This is a genomic window from Extensimonas perlucida (assembly GCF_007655255.1).
In the GTDB taxonomy this organism is placed as follows: Bacteria; Pseudomonadota; Gammaproteobacteria; order Burkholderiales; family Burkholderiaceae_C; genus Extensimonas; species Extensimonas perlucida.
In genome coordinates, this window is record NZ_VMYE01000014.1 from 26,942 (window position 1) to 47,611 (window position 20,670).

Here is a 20,670-nt window from a genome sequence, read left to right on the forward strand (position 1 = left end):
CCGCGCGTCAGGCGGCTGCTTCGTCCAGGCTTTCGGCCCAGGTGAGGGCCTGCAGATGCGCCCAATTGACCTGCCGGTTAGAGAGGTGCAATTCCTGCGCGAGGCGCGCGAAGGCTTCCTCGTCGCCGCTTTCACAGGCTTTGGTGAGTTCGAGCAAAGGCGCGAACACTCCTTTGCCGTGCAGCAGCGCGTCGGTCACGGAATCCGGCAAGGCCACGGATTCCAGGGCTTTTGCCAGCGGCATGCCGAGCATGACGTCGAGCAGCGAAAACACGCCCACGACAAAGGCGTTGTCGCATTCCTCGGGCGGGAGCAGTTCGGCGGCCAGCAATTCCATGAGGCGCCCGCGCACCACGGCGGTGGTGCCTACGACGGGCGGCGGCCCGCCAGCGCGCGAGGTGGTCAAAAGCAGTGCCGCCCAGCGGAACAGCTTCTTGAGGCCGAGGATCATCACCGCATGCCGAAACGAGGTGACTTCGCACGACAGCCCGAACCCCGAGGAGTTGATGAAGCGCAGCAGATTGAAGGACAGGGCTGGGTCGCGCTTGAGCAGTTCCTCGATCTCAGCCGTGCTGGCCTGCTTGCGCACCAGGTTGATGAGCTGGATGGTGGTGGCTTGCGAGGGGCGCGCGATGGTGGTCTGCACCAGCACGGGGTGCGCGAACCAGAACCCCTGGAACAGCGTCACGCCGAGGTCCGCCATGCGCTGGAATTGCTCTGCGGTTTCTACTTTTTCGGCGATGAGCGTAGCCTGGCTGTGCGCACGCGCGAATTGCACCAGCGGCGCGGCGAGTTCCGGCTTGAAGGCTTGCATGTCGAGCTTGATGAAGCTTGCCAGCGGCAGCCAGCTGGCGTAGGGGCGGCGCAGCACCTGCTGGTCGAAAGCGAGGCGAAAGCCGCGCTGGCGCAAGGCTTGCAGCGCAGAAACACGCCCTTCGATGTCCTCGGCCGAGGCGTCGCCCGCGAGCGGCGGCACCTCTAGCACCACTTTTTCGGGATGGATGAGTTCCAGATGGCCGCCGGCCAGGCTCTCGTGCGTGCAATTGATGAACACCGTTTTTTTGCCGACCAGCGCTTCGGTGCCGGCATTGGACAGTGCGGTGAACAGCAAGGCCGCGTCGCTGGCGGCAGTATGGTGGTCCGAGGCCGTGGTGCGGTCAAACAGCTCGTAGCCATACACGGCGCGCTGCGCATCGACGATGGGCTGGCGCGCGATGATGGCCAGATTCGTGGCTTCGGCAGCTTCTGCGGAAGCTGCGTGCTCTGTGGTGGCAGCGTTGGCGCTTGCAGTGTCTGTGGTGTGGGTGCTGGACATGGCGTGCAAAGGGGGGCCTAGAATGCGGCATTCTATGGCCCATGCCAAGACCTGTGATCAGGTGTTACTGCTCGCTGAATTGGTCGGCCCAGGCCAATGCCTGCAGGTGCGCGAGGTTGATCTGCGGACTTGTCAGGCGCAGGTTGTGTGCGGCGCGGTCGAAGGCGGCATCGTCGTTCATCTCGCAGGCTTCGGCCAAGGTCAGCAAGTCACCCAGAGTACCCTCGTGCCGCAGCAACGCGGCCACGACGGCGGCGGGGAGATTCAGCAGGCCCAGGGCGGCTTCCATGGGCATGCCCAGCATCACGTCGAGCAAAGAGAAAATCCCCGTGACGAAGGCCTGGTCAGCTTCTTCCTGGGAAAAAATTTCCAATGCCAGCAGTTCCATGAGCCTGCCGCGCACCACCGCGGTGTGGGCGAGCGGTGAAGGCGCCCCGCTCGCGCGTGTGGCCGTGAGCAGCAGGGCGGCCCAGCGGAACAGCTTTTTGAGGCCCAGCAGCAACACAGCCTGGCGCAGCGAGGTGATTTCCTGCCGCAGGCCAAAGCCGGCCGAGTTGATCAGGCGCAACAGGTTGAAGGCCAGGCTCGGGTCTTTCTTGAGCACCTCTTCGATCTCTTCTGTGCTGGCTTGCTGGCGCACCTTGTTGATGAGTTCGATGGTACTGACCTGGGCAGGGGTGAGCACGCGTGCCTCTATGACCGCCGGACGCGCGAACCAATAGCCCTGGAAGAGTGCAATGCCCTGGCTTGCAGCAAAGTCGTACTGCTGTGCGGTTTCGACTTTTTCAGCGATCAGTTCGGCCTTGGAGTGTCGCCCGGCATAGCGCACGAGCACGGCCAGTTGGTCGGGTGCGAGAACGGACAGGTCGAGCTTGATGTAATCGGCCAGCGGCAGCCAAGGCGCGTAGGCCGATTCGAGCACCGTATGGTTGAAAGCCAGGTGAAAGCCGCGTTCGCGCAAGGCGTTCAGAATGGGCAGGCGGGCGTTGACCTCGTCGACCGCGGTGTGGCCCAGGGGCGGGATCTCGAGCACCACCTTGTCCGGGTTCAACAGCTCCAGATGCCCCCCCGCGAGGGTTTCGTGCGTGCAGTTGATGAAGATGAGCTTGTTGCCCAGCAACTCCTCGGCGCCCGTGTGCGACAAAGCCGTGAAAACTAGAAGTACGTCACTGGTCGCCGTGTGTTCGCCGCTCGGGCGCGCGCGGTTGAACAGCTCATGGCCAATCACCGTCTGCTGGGTATTCACGATGGCCTGGCGCGCGATCATGGTGACGGCGAAGGGCCCCTGGGCAGACGCTGCAGTGGCTGTGCCTGGTGTGGCTTGGGTGGACATGGGCGACGGCCGTAGTAGTGAGGGATGGGCGGAGGCGGATGCCTGCCGCATTTTAGGGTTCCGGCGGGGTAGGTTTTGCCGTGCCAAGTGTTGCAATGTGTGTAGCAGCACATTCCACGGCGCCGCGCCGCGCGGGCCTCTTTGATCCCTTCGATCTCTCGGGGCCTTGCGACGCGCGCGATGCCTTAGTTGTCTTTTAGCGCCTTGACCACCGCATCGCCCATTTCGCGCGTGCCCACGCGCGTCGTGCCTTCGCTCCAGATGTCGGCGGTGCGCAGGCCCTGGGCCAGCACTTGCCTGACGGCGGCCTCGATGCGCTCGGCGGCGGCCGGCTGCGCTAGCGAAAAGCGCAGCATCATGGCCGCGCTCAGGATGGTGGCGAGCGGGTTCGCAATGCCTTTACCTGCAATGTCGGGCGCGCTGCCGTGGCTGGGCTCGTACAGTCCCTGACCTTTTTCGTTGAGCGAGGCCGAGGGCAGCATGCCGATCGAGCCCGTGAGCATGGAGGCCTCGTCGCTCAGGATGTCGCCGAACATGTTGCCCGTGACGAGCACGTCGAAGTTTTTCGGTGCTTTGACCAGCTGCATCGCGGCGTTGTCCACGTACATGTGCTCGAGCGCGACGTCGGGGTAGTCCTGGTGCGCCTCGGTGACCACGTCTTTCCAGAACTGGAAGGTTTCGAGCACGTTGGCTTTGTCCACGCTCGTGACTTTTTTGCCGCGCTTGCGTGCGGCCTCGAAGGCCACGCGGGCGATGCGCTCGATCTCGGGGCGCGTGTAGCGCATGGTGTCGAAGGCTTCTTCGGCGCCCGCAAAGGCGCCGTCGGGTGCGCTGCGGCGTCCGCGCGGCTGGCCGAAATAGATGTCGCCCGTGAGCTCACGGATGATGAGGATGTCCAGACCCGCGACGAGCTCGGGCTTGAGGCTGGAGGCGCCCACGAGCTGCTCGTAGCAGATCGCAGGGCGGAAGTTGGCGAACAGCCCCAGGTGCTTGCGCAAGCCCAGGATGGCCTGCTCGGGGCGCAAGTGGCGTTCGAGCTTGTCGTACTTCCAGTCGCCCACGGCGCCGAACAAGATGGCGTCGGCCTGCTGCGCGAGGCGCAAGGTGGCCTCGGGCAGCGGGTGGCCCGCGGCCTCGTAGGCGGCGCCGCCGACAGGGGCCGTTTCCATCTCGAAGCGCAGGCCCAGCGCCTGCAGGACTTTGACCGCTTCGGCCATGATTTCGGGGCCTATGCCGTCCCCGGGGAGGATCGCAATTTTCATGAAAATACTTCTTTATTCATAGCTGCTAGCGCTTGATACATCTGCGCTAGAGGCCGTTTTTATCAATAATTCAAGCGAACAGCGTGTGCGCGAGCCAGGGTTTGGTGGCCAGGCGCCGTGCCTCGTATTCGCGGATTTTGTCGGCGTGGCGCAGCGTGAGGCCGATGTCGTCGAGGCCGTTGAGCAGGCAGTATTTGCGAAAGGCGTTGACCTCGAACGGGATTTCTTCGCCTTGCGGGCACACCACGACCTGGCGTGGCAGATCGATCGTGAGCTCGTAGCCGGGAAAGGCCGCCACTTCATCGAAAAGCTGGTCGACGATGCCCTCTGGCAGAGCGATGGGCAGCAGGCCGTTCTTGAAGCAGTTGTTGAAGAAGATGTCGGCAAAGCTCGGCGCGATCAGCGCGCGAAAGCCGTATTGCTCGAGCGCCCAGGGCGCGTGCTCACGGCTCGAGCCGCAGCCAAAGTTTTTGCGCGCAAGCAGGATGGACGCGCCCTGGTAGCGCGGCTGGTTGAGCACGAAGTCGGGGTTGGGCTTGCGGCTGGCCGGGTCCATGCCAGGCTCGCCGTGGTCGAGGTAGCGCCACTCGTCGAACAGATTCGGGCCGAAGCCCGTTTTCTTGATCGACTTGAGGAACTGCTTGGGGATGATGGCGTCGGTATCGACGTTCTCACGGTCGAGCGGGGCGACCAGGCCCTCGTGGATGGTGAATTTCTGCATGGCGATGTCTCTGGGGCTTGGCACAGGTTTTTTTACTTGGCAGCGCGCTCGATGGCGCTGCCGGCTTTCTGCACGTCCTGCCCCATGCCTTGCACGGTGTTGCAGCCGCTGAGCAGTACGCCCAGCACAAACGCGAAAACGGTGGCGGTGGTTTTTTTCATGGTGAAAGCCTCAAGCGAATTGGCGCACATCGACGAAATGGCCGTGGATGGCGGCCGCCGCGGCCATCGCGGGGCTCACGAGGTGCGTGCGCCCGCCCGCGCCCTGGCGGCCTTCGAAGTTGCGGTTGCTGGTGCTCGCGCAGCGCTCGCCGGGCTCGAGCCGGTCGGCGTTCATGGCCAGGCACATCGAGCAGCCGGGCTCGCGCCACTCGAAGCCGGCGGCGCGGAAGATCTCGTGCAGGCCCTCGCGTTCGGCCTGTTCCTTGACCAGGCCAGAGCCCGGCACGACCATCGCGAGCTTGACGTTTTTCGCGACCTTCTGGCCGAGCTTTTTGACCACGGCGGCGGCGGCGCGCAGGTCTTCGATGCGGCTGTTGGTGCACGAGCCGATGAAGACCTTGTCGATGTGGATGTCGGCCACTGGCTTGCCGGGCGTGAGGCCCATGTAGGTCAGCGCGCGCTCGATCGCGTTGCGCTGGTTGGCGTCTTTTTCTTTGTCAGGGTCGGGCACGCGCGCATCGATGCCGAGCACCATTTCGGGGCTCGTGCCCCAGGTGACCTGCGGCACGATGCTGCCCGCATCGAGTTCGACCACGCGGTCGAACTGCGCGTCGGGGTCAGAATGCAGCGTGCGCCAGTAGGCCACGGCCTGTTCCCATTCGGCGCCCATGGGCGCGAGCGGGCGGCCCTTGACGTACTCGATGGTTTTGTCATCGACGGCCACGAGCCCGGCGCGCGCGCCGGCCTCGATCGCCATGTTGCACACGGTCATGCGCCCTTCCATGCTGAGCGCGCGAATTGCGGAGCCGGCGAACTCTATGGTGTAGCCCGTGCCGCCGGCGGTGCCTATCTTGCCGATGATGGCGAGCACGATGTCCTTGGCGCCAACGCCGCGCGCGAGTTGCCCTTCGACCTTGACGAGCATGTTCTTGACCTTCTTGGCCAGCAATGTCTGCGTGGCGAGCACGTGCTCGACCTCCGAAGTGCCGATGCCGTGCGCGAGCGCGCCAAACGCGCCGTGCGTGCTCGTGTGGCTGTCGCCGCAGACTACGGTCATGCCGGGCAGCGTGGCGCCTTGCTCGGGGCCCATGACGTGCACGATGCCCTGGCCCTTGGACATGAAGGGAAAGAACGCCGCCGCGCCGAACTCGGCGATGTTGGCGTCGAGCGTGGTGATCTGCTCCTTGCTGATCGGGTCGGCGATGCCGTCGTAGCCCAGCTCCCAACCCGTGGTCGGGGTGTTGTGGTCGGCGGTGGCGACGACCGAGCTTACGCGCCAGACCTTGCGGCCGGCCTGGCGCAGCCCTTCGAAGGCTTGCGGGCTGGTGACCTCGTGCACCAGGTGCCGGTCGATGTAGAGCAGGGCGGTGCCGTCTTCCTCGGTGTCTATGACGTGCTCGTCCCAGATTTTGTCGTAGAGGGTGCGTCCCATGGGTGGTTCTCGAAAGGGGCTAGGAGTCTGTCGGACTTTGGGCGTCGAAAGCGAGAATGCGCCCCAGCGAGAGCAGTTTTTGCCGGATTCGGTGCCCCATAGTGGTGCTATGGGGCAAGAAGACGGTAAAAAATGGGCCGCTGCGGCGCATTCGCAGCCGACGATTCCAAAGTTCGACAGGCTCCTAGATGTTGGGGAAACGGAGATTTTAGGATGATGTGGGGCGCGGTGCCGCGTGCGCACCGCGCAGTATGGGCGCTGCAGCTCAGGCCGGGCAGGTGCTGGCGTGCTCGGGCACGGCGACGCGCCAGCGCAACTCGTGGGCGATGCGCTCGCGCAGCGCGTCTGCAGCGCGCGGCTCGCCGTGCACCACGTACACCTGCTGGGGCGCGTGCTCCATGCTGCGCAGCCAGGCCAGGGTCTGGTTGGCGTCCGAGTGCGCGGAGGCGCAGCTGAGCGTGACCACTTCGGCGCGGATGTCCACCTCCTGGCCAAAGATGCGGATGCGCTTTTCGCCGTCCGCAATGCGCGCGCCGCGCGTGCCCGGCGCCTGGTGGCCCGTGATGATGATCATGTTGCGATGGTCGCCCGCGTACAGCGCCAGGTGGTGCAGCACGCGCCCACCCGTGGCCATGCCGCTGGCCGACAGAATCACCATGGGGCCGTGGCGGCGTGCAAGCGCCTTGGATTCGTCGGTGGTCTGCACCATGGTGGCCTCGCGCGAGAGCGCCTGCGACTGGCGCATGTTCAGGCGATGCTCGCCCAGGTGCTTTTCGAACAGCCCCGTGGTGCTGACGGCCATGGGGCTGTCGAGGAAGACGGGCAGCGATGCAGGGATGGCTTTGCGCGCCTTGAGCATGTGGATCGCATGCAGCACGGTCTGCGCCCGGCCCACGGCGAATACCGGCACCACGGCCACGCCGCCACGCTCGGCGAGCCGCTGCAGCGCCGGGCCGAGCTCTTGCAGGATGTCGGTGGGCGGGTGCTCGCGGTCGCCGTAGGTGGATTCGACGAGCACGGTGTCGGCCTGCGGGGGCGCTTCGGGGGCATTCATGATGAGGTCGTCCGGGCGGCCGAGGTCGCCCGAGAACAAAATGCGCCGCCCGCCGACTTCGAGCAGCACGCTGGCTGCACCCAGGATGTGGCCTGCCGGCATGAAACGCACACGCCAGCCGGAAATCGGCTCGAACGGTTGATGGAAGGCGTGGGCACGAAATTGCTTCAGGCAGCGCTGCGCGTCGAGCTGGGTGTAGAGCGGCAGCGCGGGCGTGTGCTCGCTCAGGTGGTGGCGATTCAAAAATGCGGCGTCTTCTTCCTGCAGATGGCCGCTGTCTGGCAGCAGGATGGCGCACAGGTCGCGTGTGCCCGTGGTGCTGTGCACGGGGCCGTGGTAGCCGTCGCGCGCGAGCAGTGGCAGGTAGCCGCTGTGGTCCAGGTGCGCGTGCGTCAGCACCAAGGCGTCGATTTCGGCGGGCGCGACGGGCAGGGGCTGCCAGTTGCGCAGGCGCAGCTGTTTGTAGCCTTGAAACAGGCCGCAATCGACGAGCAGACGGCGTCCGTGGTAGTGCACGAGGTATTTGGAGCCGGTGACCGTGGCCGCGCCACCGAGAAAGCTGATGTTGACCGTCATGGGGGATTTTTTTGCGGACTTGTGTGAGGCTGTTGCTGGGGCGCCAAGGGTGTGGACGGCGCCGCCGCATTTTGCAAGGCATCGCCGGTAGGCGCAGGAATCGAACGCGGCGCCGGCAATAAAAAGCTACAGGCCCAGAGCGTCCGCCAAGGCGTTCATGCGCGCAGTGACCGCAGCGTCCATCACCAAGGAACGGCCCCATTCTCGCAGGGTTTCGCCGGGCCACTTGTTGGTGGCATCGAGCCCCATTTTGCTGCCCAGACCGGCTACGGGCGAAGCGAAGTCGAGGTAGTCGATGGCCGTGTGCTCGATGAGCAGGGTGTCGCGTGCCGGGTCCATGCGCGTGCTCAAGGCCCATATCACCTCCTTCCAGTCGCGTACGTTCACGTCCTCGTCGACCACGACGATGAACTTGGTGTAGAGGAACTGGCGCAGGTGGCTCCACACGCCCATCATCACGCGCCGGGCATGGCCGGGGTAGGCCTTGCGGATGCTCACCACGGCCAGGCGATAGCTGCAAGCCTCGGGCGGCAGATAAAAGTCCGCAATCTCTGGGAAGGCGCGCTGCAGCAGGGGGACGAACAACTCGTTGAGCGCGAGCCCCAGCATGGCTGGCTCGTCTGGAGGCTTGCCGGTGTAGGTGCTGTGATAGAGCGCCTTTTCACGCAGTGTGATGCGTTCCACGGTGAGCACGGGAAATTCCGCGCTTTCGTTGTAATACCCCGTGTGGTCGCCATAGGGCCCCTCGGTGGCATGGTGCCAGCCACTTGGGTGGCGGGAGTCGGGGCGGATATGGCCTTCGAGCACGATCTCGGCGCGTGCCGGCACCGACAAAGGAACACCGAGCGCAGGCGCAAGCTCAGTGCGCGCACCGCGCAGCAGGCCGGCGAACTGGTATTCCGACAGGCTGTCGGGCACGGGTGCGACGGCCCCGAGCAGAGTGGCCGGGTCGGCGCCTATGGCCACGGCCACGGGGAAGGCCAGGCCTGGATGCGTGGCGCAATGGTCGGCAAAGTCGAGTGCGCCGCCGCGGTGTGCGAGCCAGCGCACGATGAGTTCGTTGCGCGATAGCACCTGTTGGCGGTAAATGCCCAGGTTTTGCCGTGTCTTGCGCGGTCCGCGTGTAATCGTGAGACCCCAGGTGACCAGCGGTGCGACGTCGCCGGGCCAGCAGTGCTGCACAGGCAGGCGGGCCAGGTCCACGTCCGGCCCTTCCCAGACGATCTGCTGGCATGGCGGCTGGCGCACTTGGGTGGGGGCCATGCTCCACAAGGTTTTGAGCAAGTGACGCCGCTGCCACAAGTCTTTCACACCATTTGGCGGCGCCGGGTCTTTGAGTGCGGCCAGCACTTCGCCATACGCGCGCAGGTCCTGGAGATCCTGCGCCCCCAGTACCCGCGCCACGCGCGCTGGTGTGCCGAAAAGATTGGTGAGGACGGGCATCTCGTACCCTTGCGGCTGCTCGAACAACAACGCCGGGCCTTGCGTGCGCAGCACACGTGCACTGAAAGCCGTCATTTCCAGCCGGGGCGAGATCGGCGCGGCAATGCGGCGCAACTCGCCTACAGCCTCGAGCTGGGCCAGGAATTCGCGTAGATCGCGGTAAGACATGGTCTGGAAAGGCTTTTTATGTTCGCGCGGCGGCGGCCATTTGTCCCCGGTCAGGGGGCAATCCCTGCCAATGCGGCGCCAGGTTGTGTGCCAGGCCCAGCAGGTCGAGGGCCCGCGCCACGCTGTGATCGACGATGTCGTTCACCGTGGTGGGGCGCTGGTAGAACGCCGGCACGGGCGGACAGACGATGGCGCCCATCTGCGTCACGGTGGCCATGTTGCGCAGGTGTACCAGGTGCAGCGGCGATTCGCGTGCGAGCAGTACCACGCGACGGCGCTCCTTGAGCATCACATCCGCTGCGCGCGTGAGCAGGTTGTCGGACAAGCCGTGGGCGATGGCTGCGAGCGTGCGCATGGAGCAGGGCGCGACGACCATGCCATGCACCGGAAAAGATCCGCTGGCGATGGATGCGCCCACGTTGTCCGCGTCATGTACGACGTGAGCCAGGGCCTCGACGCGCCCGCGCTCCAGGTCGAGCTCGTGGTGCAAATTGCGCCATCCCGTGGCGGAAACCACGAGATGCGACTCGGTGCCCGGTATTTCGCGCAGTGCCTGCAGCAGGCGTACGCCATACACAGAGCCGCTTGCGCCTGAGATGCCGACGACGATGCGGCGCGGTGGCTCAGGCGTGAGGTTCATCGTGCATGCCAGGGTGCAACAGGGCCTGGTCGATGGCTTCAGGAGGGCGCTGGCGCAAGTCAGCTTCGATGCGGGAAAGCACTTCGGCGGCCTGATCAGGGTCGAAGTCTTCATGCGTGCGTCTTTTTACTCCGTATCTGTGCAGCTCATAGTGCCGTGCGGGATGCAGGCCGTGCCGTGCCAGACTGCTCTTGACGCAAAACAAGGGGCAGCCGTCGAGCGCAATGATGGGGCGGCCCGAGTGTGCGAGCTTCAGCAACTGCGGCACGTCGCCACCTACGCCTGCAATGCATGACATCTCGGCCATGCCATGTCTGTCCAATTGCAGAGCCAGATGGTTGGCGAGTTGGGCGGCGCTCGAGCAACCCGAGCACGAATAAACCAGCGGATGGCTGGGAGCGGAAGGTTTTGTCATCGGCGGTTTTCGGCAGACAAGGGTGGAGATGGCAGCTGCCAAGGCCTGCGCGAGGCCCAGCGCGTGAGTACGGCACAGGGGCTCCAGTAGCGGGGATCAAGGAGCGGGAGCTCCATGGCATCGAGCGCGTTTTTCACCACCAGTCCGAGCTCTGTATCTCCTTCCATCAGGAGGCGACGGTTGAAGAACAGGGTGTCGGGGTCCTGGCGGCGCTGTGCGAGCAGCATGAAGTCCTGGAGATGGGCGCTGATGGCGAGGTCTGGGTTGGGTTGGGGAGCAGACGGTGCAAAGCGCCACCCCGTCCAGACGAAGTCGAATGCCAGGCGCGCGTCGCGCACCCGGATGGACAGTCGCCTGTCCTTGAGTAGCACCGCCACGTCGGGCGGCAGATGGGGGGTCAGCGCCAAGTTGATCGCCGTCACCAGCAGCATTGATCCTGGATAAGCCGGCAGCCGGGAAAGAACCGCGCCCAGCGGCCGGGGCAGCGTAAAAGGTGTTTCAGGAGCGGAAGATGACCAAGATGTTCGATGCATGGCAAGTCAGGGTTGAAAGAACGGAAAGAGGCACGACAGCGATCGGCCCGGCGGGGCCGGGTGAGGGGCGCAACTCTGCTTTGTGGCGTACCTTGGCCATGCCGAAGGCGGGCGTTGTCGCAAAGGCATATACCAGCGTCCATGGTGTGCATGGCCTGCGCCGCTTCGGGTGCGGCTACCGTCCGGCCAGTTCGAGGCCCGGTTGACCGTGCCAGTAGCCATTGCAGGGCGCAGCGGGCATGAGGGCACACATCTGTTCGAGTGCGCCCGGATTGGGCGGGTCTGCGCGGCGCGCAGCGTCGAACGCTGCGACCACCTGATCCATCTGGTGTGCCTGCGGGCTCAGCCGCACCACGTCCACCCCGAGGGCCTGTATCTGGTGCATTTCGTTCACCAGGTTGAAAACCCGTGCCGACTGGGTCTGTATGCCGTTGAGTACCAGAAAGGGCTCACCCTCCCTGGTGGACAGCAGCTGCCCATCAGGATGGTCTATGCAGCTGAAGCCGCAGCTGTCCTTGGGCCGGTTGTAGTGGCGCGCCGTGAAGCAGCGTGCCGAAAAAGCCAGGGGCAGACGTCCATAGGCAAACACCTCGGTCTGCAGCCCCTTGGGCTTGGCAGCGAGCAAGGCGGCCAAGCTCCTATGGTGCATTTCCACCGGCATCACCCAGCGGCTGGCGCCAAGTTGCGCCATCCATGCGAGCGCCTCGGTATTGAAGATGTTAAGTTGGGGGCCAGCGACGAAGGGCTGTTGACCCGCAAGATTGTGCACGGCGCCCATGTCGTTGGCCTCGACGAGAAATTCACCGTTGCGCACGATCTTGTGCATTTGGCCTACATCGGCGGTCGATTCGAGCAATACCTGCGTGGACAGCACGACCTGTTTGCCCGCGTCTTGCAGCATGTGGGCGACCGCCAGCCAATCTGGCAGACGCAGTTCGTGGCGGCGCGAGCACACCGTCTCGCCCAGATAGATCACGTCGAGCGGCGTGCTTGCCATGGCTTCGTAGAAGGCCAGGACAGTGTTGCGGGGCCAGTAATAGAGCAGCGGGCCGAGAGCGAGTTGCATGGGCATTCATTTCCTTGGGGGAGCGGCGCGAGGCAGGTGACGGTCGTCTCATTTCCAGGGGCGGTGATAGGCCCCCAGCGTGTGCTGCTGGCCTTCCGCAAGCTGCTCCAAGGAGGTCATCCACGTCGTCTTTGGGGTGTAGCGGTGCATTTGCGCCATGCAGTGGTCTATGGCCTCGCGCCACACACGCGTGACCTGTGCCACATAGGCTGGGCTGCGCTGGCGCCCCTCGATCTTGATGGCGCGCACGCCCATGTTCACGAGTTGAGGCAGCAATGCCAGCGTGTTCAGGCTGGTGGGCTCCTCCAAGGCGTAGTAGCCGTGCTCCTCACCCACGTCGAAGCGGCCTTTGCACAGCGTGGGATAACCGGCGTTTTCCAGCGGCGCGTAGCAGTCGATGAGCACTCCGTTCAGGCGCGCATCCAGCCCCCGCGGTGTTTCTTGCCAGCGTACGGCTTTAGCGGGCGAGCACACGCCGTGCGTGTTCGGCGATTCGCCCGTGGCGTAGGAGGAGAGCGCGCAGCGGCCTTCGACCATCACGCACAGGCTGCCGAAGCCGAATACCTCGATCTCCACGGGCGTTCGCTCGATGAGCTGGCGCACCTGTTCCAAGGACAGCACGCGCGGCAGAACGGCGCGCCGAATGCCGAACTGTGCGTGGTATAGCGCTATGGCCTCGTGGTTGGTGGCGGAACCCTGCACCGAGAGGTGCAGTCGCAGTTCAGGATGGCGCGCGGCCGCGTAGCGCATCAGACCGGGGTCGGCCAGAATCACCGCATCGACGCCCCAGGCCGCAGCGTGATCGAGTGCCGAGCGCCAAGGAGCATGGTCGTCAGCCAGCGGGTAGGTGTTGAGTGCCAGGAACACCTGGCAGCGCCGTTCATGGGCATAGGCAATGCCGCTGCGGATTGCTGCTTCGTCGAAGTTCAGGCCGGCAAAGTTGCGGGCATTGGTGGCATCGCGCAGACCGAGATAGACGCAATCCGCCCCCTCGTTCACAGCCGCCTTGAGCGCAGGCAGGCTGCCCGCGGGGCATACCAGTTCAGGCCTGAGCGCAGGCGTTGGATGGGCCGCAGCCGGGGCGGCGGCCTGTGGCAGACTGGACGTGGCAATCATGTCGATGTTTTTCCGGCGGGCAGATACAAGCCACGATCACGGCGCGCACGCAAGCGGAAAGAGGCAGGCCACACGCGCCGGGTCGGTGAAAGCTGGACATGCTAAAGATGCCGGAAAAACACCAATCTGATCTTTGTCAATAGAGGTAAAAAATTCCTGAATGAATTTATCGGATTTCGCGGGGTTTTGATGCCATGCAAAATCCGACGGGACGCTATCGCGTGCGGCATGGTTGCATGCAGCGACCGTCCCACAGTCCGCTGGGTTCAGCTGAACCAGTTCTTCAGCCGTTCGGTCCAGCTCTGCGTGCTGGGGGAATGGCGGTGTCCGCCTTTCTTGAGCGACTCGTCGAGCTCGCGCAGCAGCTTGCGCTGGTGCTCGGTGAGGCGCACGGGTGTTTCGACGGTGATGTGGCAATACAGATCGCCGGCGTGGCTGGAACGTATGCCCTTGATGCCCTTGCCGCGCAGGCGGAACTGCTTGCCTGCCTGCGTGCCTTCGGGGATGTCGATGGCGGCCTTGCCGTCGAGCGTGGGCACCTCGATTTCGCCGCCCAGCGCTGCGGTGATGAAGCTCACGGGCACCTGGCAGTGCAGGTCGTCGCCGTCGCGCTCGAAGATCTCGTGCTTTTTGACGCGGATTTCGATGTAGAGGTCGCCCGGCGGGCCGCCGTTGACGCCCGGCTCGCCGTTGCCGGTGCTGCGTATGCGCATGCCGTCGTCTATGCCCGCAGGAATTTTCACTTCGAGCGTCTTTTGCTTCTTCACGCGGCCCTGGCCGTGGCAATTCGGGCAGGGCTCGGGGATGATCTTGCCCGAGCCGCGGCAGTGCGGGCAGGTTTGCTGCACGCTGAAAAAGCCCTGGCGCATCTGCACCGTGCCGCTGCCGCCGCAGGTGCTGCAGGTCTTGGCGCTGGTGCCGGGCTTGGCGCCGCTGCCGTGGCAGGTGTCGCAGCCCTCCCATGCGGGGATACGGATTTGCGCGTCCTTGCCGTGGGCGGCTTCTTCGAGCGTGATCTCGAGCGCATAGCTCAGATCGCTGCCGCGATAGACCTGGCGCCCGCCGCCGGGGCGCCGGCTCTGGCCGAAGATGTCGCCGAAGATGTCGCCGAAGGCCTCGGCGAAGCCGCCGAAGCCGTCCCCGCCGCCGGGCCCGCGCATGTTCGGATCGACGCCGGCGTGGCCGTACTGGTCGTAGGCCGCGCGTTTTTGCGGGTCGGACAGCATCTCGTAGGCCTCTTTGGCCTCTTTGAACTTTTCTTCGGCGGCCTTGCCGGCATCCCCCTGGTTGCGGTCGGGGTGGTGCTTCATCGCCAGCTTGCGATAGGCTTTCTTGATCTCGTCGTCGGAGGCGTTCTTGGGAACGCCCAAGACTTCGTAATAGTCTCTTTTGGACATGTTTCAGGGCCGGGGTGGAACATGGAAACGCCGCGCCAGCCTCTTGCGAGGTCCAGGCGCGGCGGTGGAGCGTCAGTCAAGGCGCGGCGTGCGCTCAGTCTTTCTTGACTTCCTTCACTTCGGCGTCGACCACGTCATCCTCTGCATGGGCAGAAGACGATGCGCCCGCCGTGCCGCCGCCCGCTTGCGCGCCTCCTGCGGCCTGTGCCGCCTGGGCATCGGCGTACATCTTCTCGCCGAGTTTTTGGCTTGCGCTCATCAGGGCTGCCGTCTTGGCCGTGATGGTGTCCTTGTCGTCACCCTTGATGGCGTCTTCGAGCTCCTTGATCGCAGCCGTGATCTTGTCCTTCTCGGCGGCGTCGAGCTTGTCGCCATGCTCGGCCAGGCTCTTGTTGACGCTGTGGATCGCGGCATCGGCCTCGTTGCGTGCCTGCACCAGTTCGACCTTGCGCTTGTCCTCGGCGGCGTTGAGCTCGGCGTCCTTGACCATTTTCTGGATCTCGTCTTCCGAAAGACCCGAGTTGGCCTTGATGGTGATCTTGTTTTCCTTGCCCGTGCCCTTGTCCTTGGCGCTCACGTGCAGGATGCCGTTGGCGTCGATGTCGAAGGTCACCTCGATCTGCGGCAGGCCACGCGGCGACGGGGCGATGCCCTCGAGGTTGAATTCGCCCAGCAGCTTGTTGCCGCTCGCGAGCTCGCGCTCACCCTGATAGACCTTGATGGTCACGGCAGGCTGGTTGTCCTCGGCCGTGGAGAAGGTCTGCGCGAACTTGGTCGGGATGGTCGTGTTCTTCGCGATCATCTTGGTCATGACGCCGCCCAGGGTCTCTATGCCCAGCGACAGCGGCGTCACGTCGAGCAGCAGCACGTCCTTGCGCTCGCCCGAGAGCACCTGGCCCTGGATGGCCGCGCCCACGGCCACGGCTTCGTCAGGGTTCACGTCCTTGCGCGGCTCCTTGCCAAAGAACTCCTTGACCTTCTCCTGCACCTTGGGCATGCGCGTCATGCCGCCCACCAGGATCACGTCATCGATGTCGGACACGGACACGCCGGCATCCTTGATGGCGATGCGGCAGGGCTCGATGGTGCGCTGGATCAGCTCCTCGACCAGGCTCTCGAGCTTGGCGCGCGTGAGCTTGATGTTGAGGTGCTTGGGGCCAGAGGCATCGGCCGTGATGTAGGGCAGGTTGATGTCGGTCTGGGTCGAGTTCGAGAGCTCGATCTTGGCCTTTTCGGCGGCCTCCTTGAGACGTTGCAGCGCCAGCACATCCTTGCTGAGATCAACGCCTTGTTCTTTCTTGAACTCGGTGATGATGTAGTCGATGATGCGCTGGTCGAAGTCTTCACCACCGAGGAAGGTGTCGCCGTTGGTCGAGAGCACCTCGAACTGCTTTTCGCCTTCGACGTCGGCAATTTCGATGATGGAGATGTCGAAGGTGCCGCCGCCCAGGTCATACACGGCCACCTTGCGGTCGCCCTTGCTGGTTTTGTCGAGGCCGAACGCCAGTGCCGCAGCGGTGGGCTCGTTGATGATGCGCTTGACTTCCAGGCCGGCGATGCGGCCGGCGTCCTTGGTGGCCTGGCGCTGGGCATCGTTGAAGTAGGCCGGCACGGTGATCACAGCCTCGGTCACGGGCTCGCCCAGATAGTCCTCGGCGGTTTTCTTCATCTTGCGCAGCACTTCGGCGCTGATTTGCGGCGGGGCGAGCTTCTGACCACGTACTTCGACCCAGGCATCTCCATTGTCGGCCTTGACGATTTTGTAGGGCATCAGGTGGATGTCCTTTTGCACCTCTTTTTCGTCGAATTTGCGGCCAATCAGGCGCTTGACGGCGTAGATCGTGTTTTTCGGGTTGGTGACCGCCTGGCGTTTGGCCGACGCGCCCACGAGGATTTCGCCGTCTTCCTGATAGGCCACGATGGACGGCGTGGTGCGCGCGCCTTCGCTGTTTTCGATCACGCGCGGGGTGTTGCCCTCCATCACGGCCACGCAGCTGTTGGTCGTGCCGAGGTCAATGCCGATGATTCTTCCCATGTTTAATTCTCCTGATGAAACTGAAATATGGTTTGCTTGGCTCGTAACTTGTGGATCAGCACCGGGGCTTCAAGTCAGAGGGCCAGATTTATTGCGGGTGGATTGCCGTTTTTTATTTGGGCGCGGCCACGGTCACGAGCGCGGGGCGCAGCACGCGGTCGGCGATCAGATAGCCTTTTTGCAGCACCGCGACGACGGTGTTGGGTTCCTGCTCGGCGGGCACCATGCTGATGGCCTGGTGGCGGTGCGGGTCGAACTTTTCGCCTGCAGCAGGCTGGATGGCGAGCACCTTGTTGCGTTCCAGCGCCGTCATGAGCTGGCGCAGTGTGGCGTCAACGCCTTCGCGCAATTGCTGCGGCGTGGCTTCTTTGACGGCCAATGCCGCTTCAAGGCTGTCGGCCACGGGCAGCAGGCTTTCGGCAAAACTCTCGATGCCAAATTTGCGCGCCTTAGCGATTTCTTCTTCGGCGCGGCGGCGGGCGTTTTCGGCGTCGGCCTTGGCGCGCAGGAACTGGTCGGCGAGCTCGGCGCTCTTGGCCTTGAGCTCGGCCAGTTCGGCCTGCAGGCGCGAAATTTCATCGGAGGCGTGCGCAGCCATGGATTCTTCCGCAGGCGTTGCTGCGGGGGTGTGGGTGTCGGTGGGGGGGGTGTGGGGTGCGTTGTCGGACATGTCGATTTTTTATGGATGGAACAACGTGCAGAAAGATGGGGCGCGGGCTGCCGATTTCAAGGCTGGAGCAAAAAGGTCCCGAAAAGCGCTCTGAGACAATTGCCGCATGAGCGAAACGTCTGCAACAGTCCTCCCCTCCAAGCCCGCCGACACCATTGCGGGCGCCCCTGATCCCTTGCCTGACCCGCTGCCAGAAGGCTGGCTGGCCGTCGAGTCACTCGACCTCGAGGCGCAGGGCATTGCGCACCGGCCCGACGGCAAGGTGGTGTTCATCGAAGGCGCACTGCCTTTCGAACTGGTAAGCGCGCAGACCTACCGCAAAAAGAACCAGTGGGAGCAGGCCAGCCTCACGGTCATCCACCGGCCCTCGTCGCAGCGGGTGCCACCCGGCTGCCCGCATTTCGGCCTGCACGCGGGTGCCTGCGGGGGCTGCAAGATGCAGCATTTGCACCCCAGCGCGCAGGTCGCGATCAAGCAGCGCGTGCTCGAAGACAACCTTTGGCATCTGGGCAAGGTGCGGCCCGACCTGGTGCTGCGCCCCATCGAAGGGCCGGCCTGGGGCTACCGCTACCGCGCACGCCTGTCCGTGCGCTATGTGGCCAAAAAGGGCGCTGTGCTGATCGGCTTTCACGAGCGCAAGAGCCGCTACGTGGCCGACATGCAGGTCTGCCCCGTGTTGCCCGCGCACGTGAGCGCGATGCTGCTGCCGCTGCGCGCGCTGGTGGCGTCGCTCGACGCGCGCGACAGCTGTCCGCAGATCGAGCTCGCCTGCGGCGATACCGTGACCGCGCTGGTGCTGCGCCACTTGCAGCCACTCTCGGCGGCCGACCTCGCGCGGCTGCGCGCCTTTGCCGCCGCGCATGGCGTGCAGTGGTGGCTGCAGCCCAAGGGGCCGGACACGGTGCATTTGCTCGACGAAGGCGGCGCGGAACTGGCGTACCGCCTGCCAGAGTTCGGCATCACCATGCCCTTTCGGCCGACCGACTTCACGCAGGTGAACCCGTACATCAACCGCGTGCTGGTCGCGCGCGCGCTGCGCCTGCTCGACGTGCGGACGCATGAGCGCGTGATCGACTGGTTTTGCGGTCTGGGCAACTTCACGCTGCCGCTGGCCACGCAGGCGCGCGCGGTGCTGGGCGTGGAGGGCAGCGCCGCACTGGTCGCACGCGCGCGTGAAAATTATGAGAAAAATCAGGCGCTAAGGCAGGTGGGACAAGCGCTTGCAGATACGAAGTTCGTAGCGCGCAACCTGTTCGAGATGACGCCCGAGCAGCTCGTGGCCGACGGCGTGGCCGACAAGTGGCTGGTCGATCCGCCGCGCGAAGGGGCTTTTGCGCTCGCGAAGGCGCTGGCCGACATCGCGCAGGCCCGCCGGGGTGCAGAGGGCGCGCAGGGCACTGCGCCGCTGCCCGCCTCTGCCGCGGGCTGGACGCCGCCGCGGCGCATCGTCTATGTGAGCTGCAACCCCGCGACGCTCGCGCGCGACGCGGGCCTGTTGGTGCACCTGGCGGGTTACCGCTGCGCGGCGGCGGGCGTGGTCAACATGTTTCCGCACACAGCGCACGTGGAGAGCGTGGCGGTGTTCGAGCTGCCCGATCCGGCCCAAGCACCCGAGCCTGCGGTCTGAAGCGCCGGGCTGAAGTGTGTCAAGACTTGCTGGCCGCATCCGCAGCGGGCGGTGCTTCGGTGTTGCCGCCTGCTTCGCCGTTCGCGGGCGGAATGCTTTTGCTGAGCTGCGGCGGGATGCCTTCGATCTTGTTGTCGCGCATGTATTGGTCCATGTCCTTCCAGCCTGCGAAGACGGCGGCCTTGGGCGCCTTGGCGTTGAGCGCGTAGCAGTCTTCGAGGCTGCGCTGCGCGTGCCGGCAGGCCGCGCCTATGGCCTGCGCCTCGGCCTCGCGCTGGGCGATGCGCGGATCGGGCCCGAGGCCCGGAATGTCGCAGCCGGCGAGCAGCAGGCCGAGCGCGGCGACGAGCAGATGCGCGTAGGGAAGGTGGATGGCGGGGCGAGACATTGCCTGGATTATCGACAAAGGGCCGCGCAACCTTGATGCGGAAATGCAAAAAGGCTCCTCGCGGAGCCTTTTTCAGTGTTGACGAGCGGCCGCTCAGTCACGCTCGCCGCCGAAGATGCCCAGCAGCGCGAGCAGGCTCTGGAACACATTGAACAAGTCCAGGTACAGGGCCAGCGTGGCGCTGATGTAGTTGGTTTCGCCGCCGTCGATGATCTGCTTGAGGTCGTACAGCATATAGACGCTGAAAATGCCTATCGCCGCGACCGAAATCGCCAGCATGCCCGCTGTGGAACCCACGAACAGGTTGATCACGCTGCCCACGAGCAGCACGAGCACGCCCACGAACAGCCATTGCCCAAGGCCCGAGAGGTCGCGTTTGATCACGCTCGCAAGCGTGGCCATGACGACGAACACGCCCGCCGTGCCCGCGAATGCGGTGGTGATGAGCGAAACGCCGTTCTTGAAGCCCAGCACCATGCCGATCAGACCCGAGAGCATCAGCCCCATGAAGAAGGTGAAGCCAAGCAGCACGGCGATGCCGCTGGCCGAGTGCTTGGTCTTTTCGATTGCGAACATGAAGCCGAACGCGCCGGCCAGGAAGACGATCAGCCCCAGCCCGCCGTGCAGCACCTGCGTGATGCCCGTGGCCACGCCCAGCCAGGCGCCGAGCACCGTGGGCAGCAGGCTCAGTGCGAGCAGCCAGTAGGTGTTGCGCAGGACTTTGCGGCGCTGCTCTTGCGCGGACAGGTCTAAAACCTGCGCGGGGTTCAGGGTGGAAAGCGGTTGGTTCATGGCGTCGGCTCCTTGTCGGTCTGATGAACGCGGGCATTGTAGATGGGGCTTGGCCGTGATTCGTCAATGGCCCTACGCGTCTTTGCCTATTTTTGTCAAGGGTTTTGCGGCTCGATCACGAAACCGATCTTGCCTAAGCCCGCGCGCTGCGCCAGTGCCATCGCCTGGGCCACGCGCTCGTAGCGCACCGCGCGGTCGCCGCTGATGTGCAGGTCGGGCTGCGGCCGCCGGGCGGCCTCGGCCTGCAAGAGAGCGGGCAGCGCGTCGTCTGACACCGGCGTGCCGTTCAGAAAATAGCGGCCGTCGGCGGCGACGCTCAGGCGCACCGTGCTCGGCTGCACGACTTCGGGCTGGTTGGCCGCGCGCGGCAGCTCGACGTTGACCGAGTGCTTCATCACGGGCACGGTGATGATGAAGATGATGAGCAGCACCAGCATGACGTCGACCAGCGGCGTCATGTTGATCTCGTTCATGACCTCGTCGTCGCCGTCGCCGAAGGCATCGTCCTGGATTCCGAACGCCATGG

Annotated in this window: 21 protein-coding genes; 2 read left to right on the forward strand and 19 right to left on the reverse strand. The window is 64.7% G+C overall.

From position 1 onward, the window contains the following. Nucleotides 1-7: 7 nt before the first annotated feature. From FK527_RS11935 to leuC, 6 genes are all read right to left on the reverse strand, one after another. Complete coding sequence (locus FK527_RS11935) at nucleotides 8-1,315, reverse strand: EAL and HDOD domain-containing protein (RefSeq protein ID WP_144734076.1); 1,308 nt, start codon at nucleotides 1,313-1,315, stop codon at nucleotides 8-10. A 64-nt stretch (nucleotides 1,316-1,379) separates the two neighbouring features. Further along, nucleotides 1,380-2,648 (reverse strand): EAL and HDOD domain-containing protein, encoded by a 1,269-nt coding sequence (locus FK527_RS11940; RefSeq protein WP_144734079.1) that lies wholly within the window; start codon nucleotides 2,646-2,648, stop codon nucleotides 1,380-1,382. Between the two features lie 185 nt (nucleotides 2,649-2,833). Beyond that, entirely contained in the window at nucleotides 2,834-3,910 is a 1,077-nt protein-coding gene (gene leuB / locus FK527_RS11945) for a 3-isopropylmalate dehydrogenase (RefSeq protein WP_144734082.1), read from the reverse strand. Between the two features lie 70 nt (nucleotides 3,911-3,980). Further along, nucleotides 3,981-4,631 carry a 3-isopropylmalate dehydratase small subunit gene (gene leuD, locus FK527_RS11950; protein ID WP_144734085.1) on the reverse strand — a complete coding sequence of 217 codons (651 nt, stop codon included), beginning with the start codon at nucleotides 4,629-4,631 and terminating at the stop codon, nucleotides 3,981-3,983. Nucleotides 4,632-4,663: 32 nt separating this feature from the next. Continuing rightward, nucleotides 4,664-4,792 carry an entericidin A/B family lipoprotein gene (locus tag FK527_RS11955; protein WP_144734088.1) on the reverse strand — a complete coding sequence of 43 codons (129 nt, stop codon included), beginning with the start codon at nucleotides 4,790-4,792 and terminating at the stop codon, nucleotides 4,664-4,666. A gap of 10 nt (nucleotides 4,793-4,802) precedes the next feature. After that, a complete protein-coding gene (gene leuC, locus FK527_RS11960; protein WP_144734091.1) occupies nucleotides 4,803-6,224 on the reverse strand; it encodes a 3-isopropylmalate dehydratase large subunit in 1,422 nt (473 codons plus the stop codon). On the opposite strand from leuC, the gene FK527_RS11965 reads away from it, so the two are divergent. Continuing rightward, nucleotides 6,223-6,441, forward strand: a complete 219-nt coding sequence (locus FK527_RS11965; protein ID WP_144734094.1) for a hypothetical protein — start codon at nucleotides 6,223-6,225, stop codon at nucleotides 6,439-6,441. The genes leuC and FK527_RS11965 overlap by 2 nt on opposite strands. A 48-nt stretch (nucleotides 6,442-6,489) precedes the next feature. On the opposite strand, the gene FK527_RS11970 is transcribed toward FK527_RS11965, so the two are convergent. The 10 genes from FK527_RS11970 to grpE form a co-directional block, all read right to left on the reverse strand. After that, the gene (locus FK527_RS11970; RefSeq protein ID WP_144734097.1) at nucleotides 6,490-7,854 is read right to left on the reverse strand and encodes an MBL fold metallo-hydrolase RNA specificity domain-containing protein; all 1,365 of its coding nucleotides are present in this window, start codon (nucleotides 7,852-7,854) and stop codon (nucleotides 6,490-6,492) included. Nucleotides 7,855-7,980: 126 nt separating this feature from the next. Then, the gene (locus FK527_RS11975) at nucleotides 7,981-9,465 is read right to left on the reverse strand and encodes a UbiD family decarboxylase (protein ID WP_144734100.1); all 1,485 of its coding nucleotides are present in this window, start codon (nucleotides 9,463-9,465) and stop codon (nucleotides 7,981-7,983) included. 16 nt (nucleotides 9,466-9,481) lie between these two features. After that, nucleotides 9,482-10,105 (reverse strand): UbiX family flavin prenyltransferase, encoded by a 624-nt coding sequence (locus FK527_RS11980; protein WP_144734103.1) that lies wholly within the window; start codon nucleotides 10,103-10,105, stop codon nucleotides 9,482-9,484. Beyond that, nucleotides 10,089-10,520, reverse strand: coding sequence for a putative zinc-binding protein (locus FK527_RS11985; protein ID WP_144734106.1), 432 nt, complete (start codon nucleotides 10,518-10,520; stop codon nucleotides 10,089-10,091). Before FK527_RS11985 ends, FK527_RS11980 begins: the two co-directional genes overlap by 17 nt. Then, on the reverse strand, nucleotides 10,517-11,053 hold the full coding sequence (gene ubiT / locus FK527_RS11990) for a ubiquinone anaerobic biosynthesis accessory factor UbiT (RefSeq protein ID WP_144734109.1): 537 nt from the start codon (nucleotides 11,051-11,053) through the stop codon (nucleotides 10,517-10,519). Before ubiT ends, FK527_RS11985 begins: the two co-directional genes overlap by 4 nt. Nucleotides 11,054-11,228: 175 nt before the next feature. Beyond that, nucleotides 11,229-12,119, reverse strand: a complete 891-nt coding sequence (locus FK527_RS11995; RefSeq protein WP_144734112.1) for a U32 family peptidase — start codon at nucleotides 12,117-12,119, stop codon at nucleotides 11,229-11,231. 48 nt (nucleotides 12,120-12,167) lie between these two features. Next, nucleotides 12,168-13,235 (reverse strand): ubiquinone anaerobic biosynthesis protein UbiU, encoded by a 1,068-nt coding sequence (gene ubiU / locus FK527_RS12000; RefSeq protein ID WP_144734115.1) that lies wholly within the window; start codon nucleotides 13,233-13,235, stop codon nucleotides 12,168-12,170. 266 nt (nucleotides 13,236-13,501) lie between these two features. Beyond that, nucleotides 13,502-14,632, reverse strand: a complete 1,131-nt coding sequence (dnaJ, locus tag FK527_RS12005; RefSeq protein WP_144734118.1) for a molecular chaperone DnaJ — start codon at nucleotides 14,630-14,632, stop codon at nucleotides 13,502-13,504. A gap of 94 nt (nucleotides 14,633-14,726) precedes the next feature. Beyond that, nucleotides 14,727-16,667 carry a molecular chaperone DnaK gene (gene dnaK, locus FK527_RS12010; RefSeq protein WP_144734121.1) on the reverse strand — a complete coding sequence of 647 codons (1,941 nt, stop codon included), beginning with the start codon at nucleotides 16,665-16,667 and terminating at the stop codon, nucleotides 14,727-14,729. A gap of 112 nt (nucleotides 16,668-16,779) precedes the next feature. Continuing rightward, nucleotides 16,780-17,337, reverse strand: a complete 558-nt coding sequence (gene grpE, locus FK527_RS12015; protein ID WP_144734124.1) for a nucleotide exchange factor GrpE — start codon at nucleotides 17,335-17,337, stop codon at nucleotides 16,780-16,782. A 106-nt stretch (nucleotides 17,338-17,443) separates the two neighbouring features. On the opposite strand from grpE, the gene rlmD reads away from it, so the two are divergent. Next, nucleotides 17,444-18,964: a 23S rRNA (uracil(1939)-C(5))-methyltransferase RlmD gene (gene rlmD, locus FK527_RS12020; RefSeq protein WP_144734127.1), complete on the forward strand. Its 1,521-nt coding sequence runs from the start codon at nucleotides 17,444-17,446 to the stop codon at nucleotides 18,962-18,964. A 19-nt stretch (nucleotides 18,965-18,983) separates the two neighbouring features. Here the strand turns inward: rlmD and FK527_RS12025 are convergent, their stop codons facing one another. From FK527_RS12025 to FK527_RS12035, 3 genes are all read right to left on the reverse strand, one after another. Continuing rightward, on the reverse strand, nucleotides 18,984-19,352 hold the full coding sequence (locus tag FK527_RS12025; protein ID WP_246072775.1) for a hypothetical protein: 369 nt from the start codon (nucleotides 19,350-19,352) through the stop codon (nucleotides 18,984-18,986). 93 nt (nucleotides 19,353-19,445) lie between these two features. Next, the gene (locus FK527_RS12030) at nucleotides 19,446-20,144 is read right to left on the reverse strand and encodes a Bax inhibitor-1 family protein (protein ID WP_144734131.1); all 699 of its coding nucleotides are present in this window, start codon (nucleotides 20,142-20,144) and stop codon (nucleotides 19,446-19,448) included. Nucleotides 20,145-20,239: 95 nt separating this feature from the next. Beyond that, a complete protein-coding gene (locus tag FK527_RS12035) occupies nucleotides 20,240-20,668 on the reverse strand; it encodes an ExbD/TolR family protein (RefSeq protein ID WP_144734134.1) in 429 nt (142 codons plus the stop codon). Between the last annotated feature and the right edge of the window lie 2 nt (nucleotides 20,669-20,670).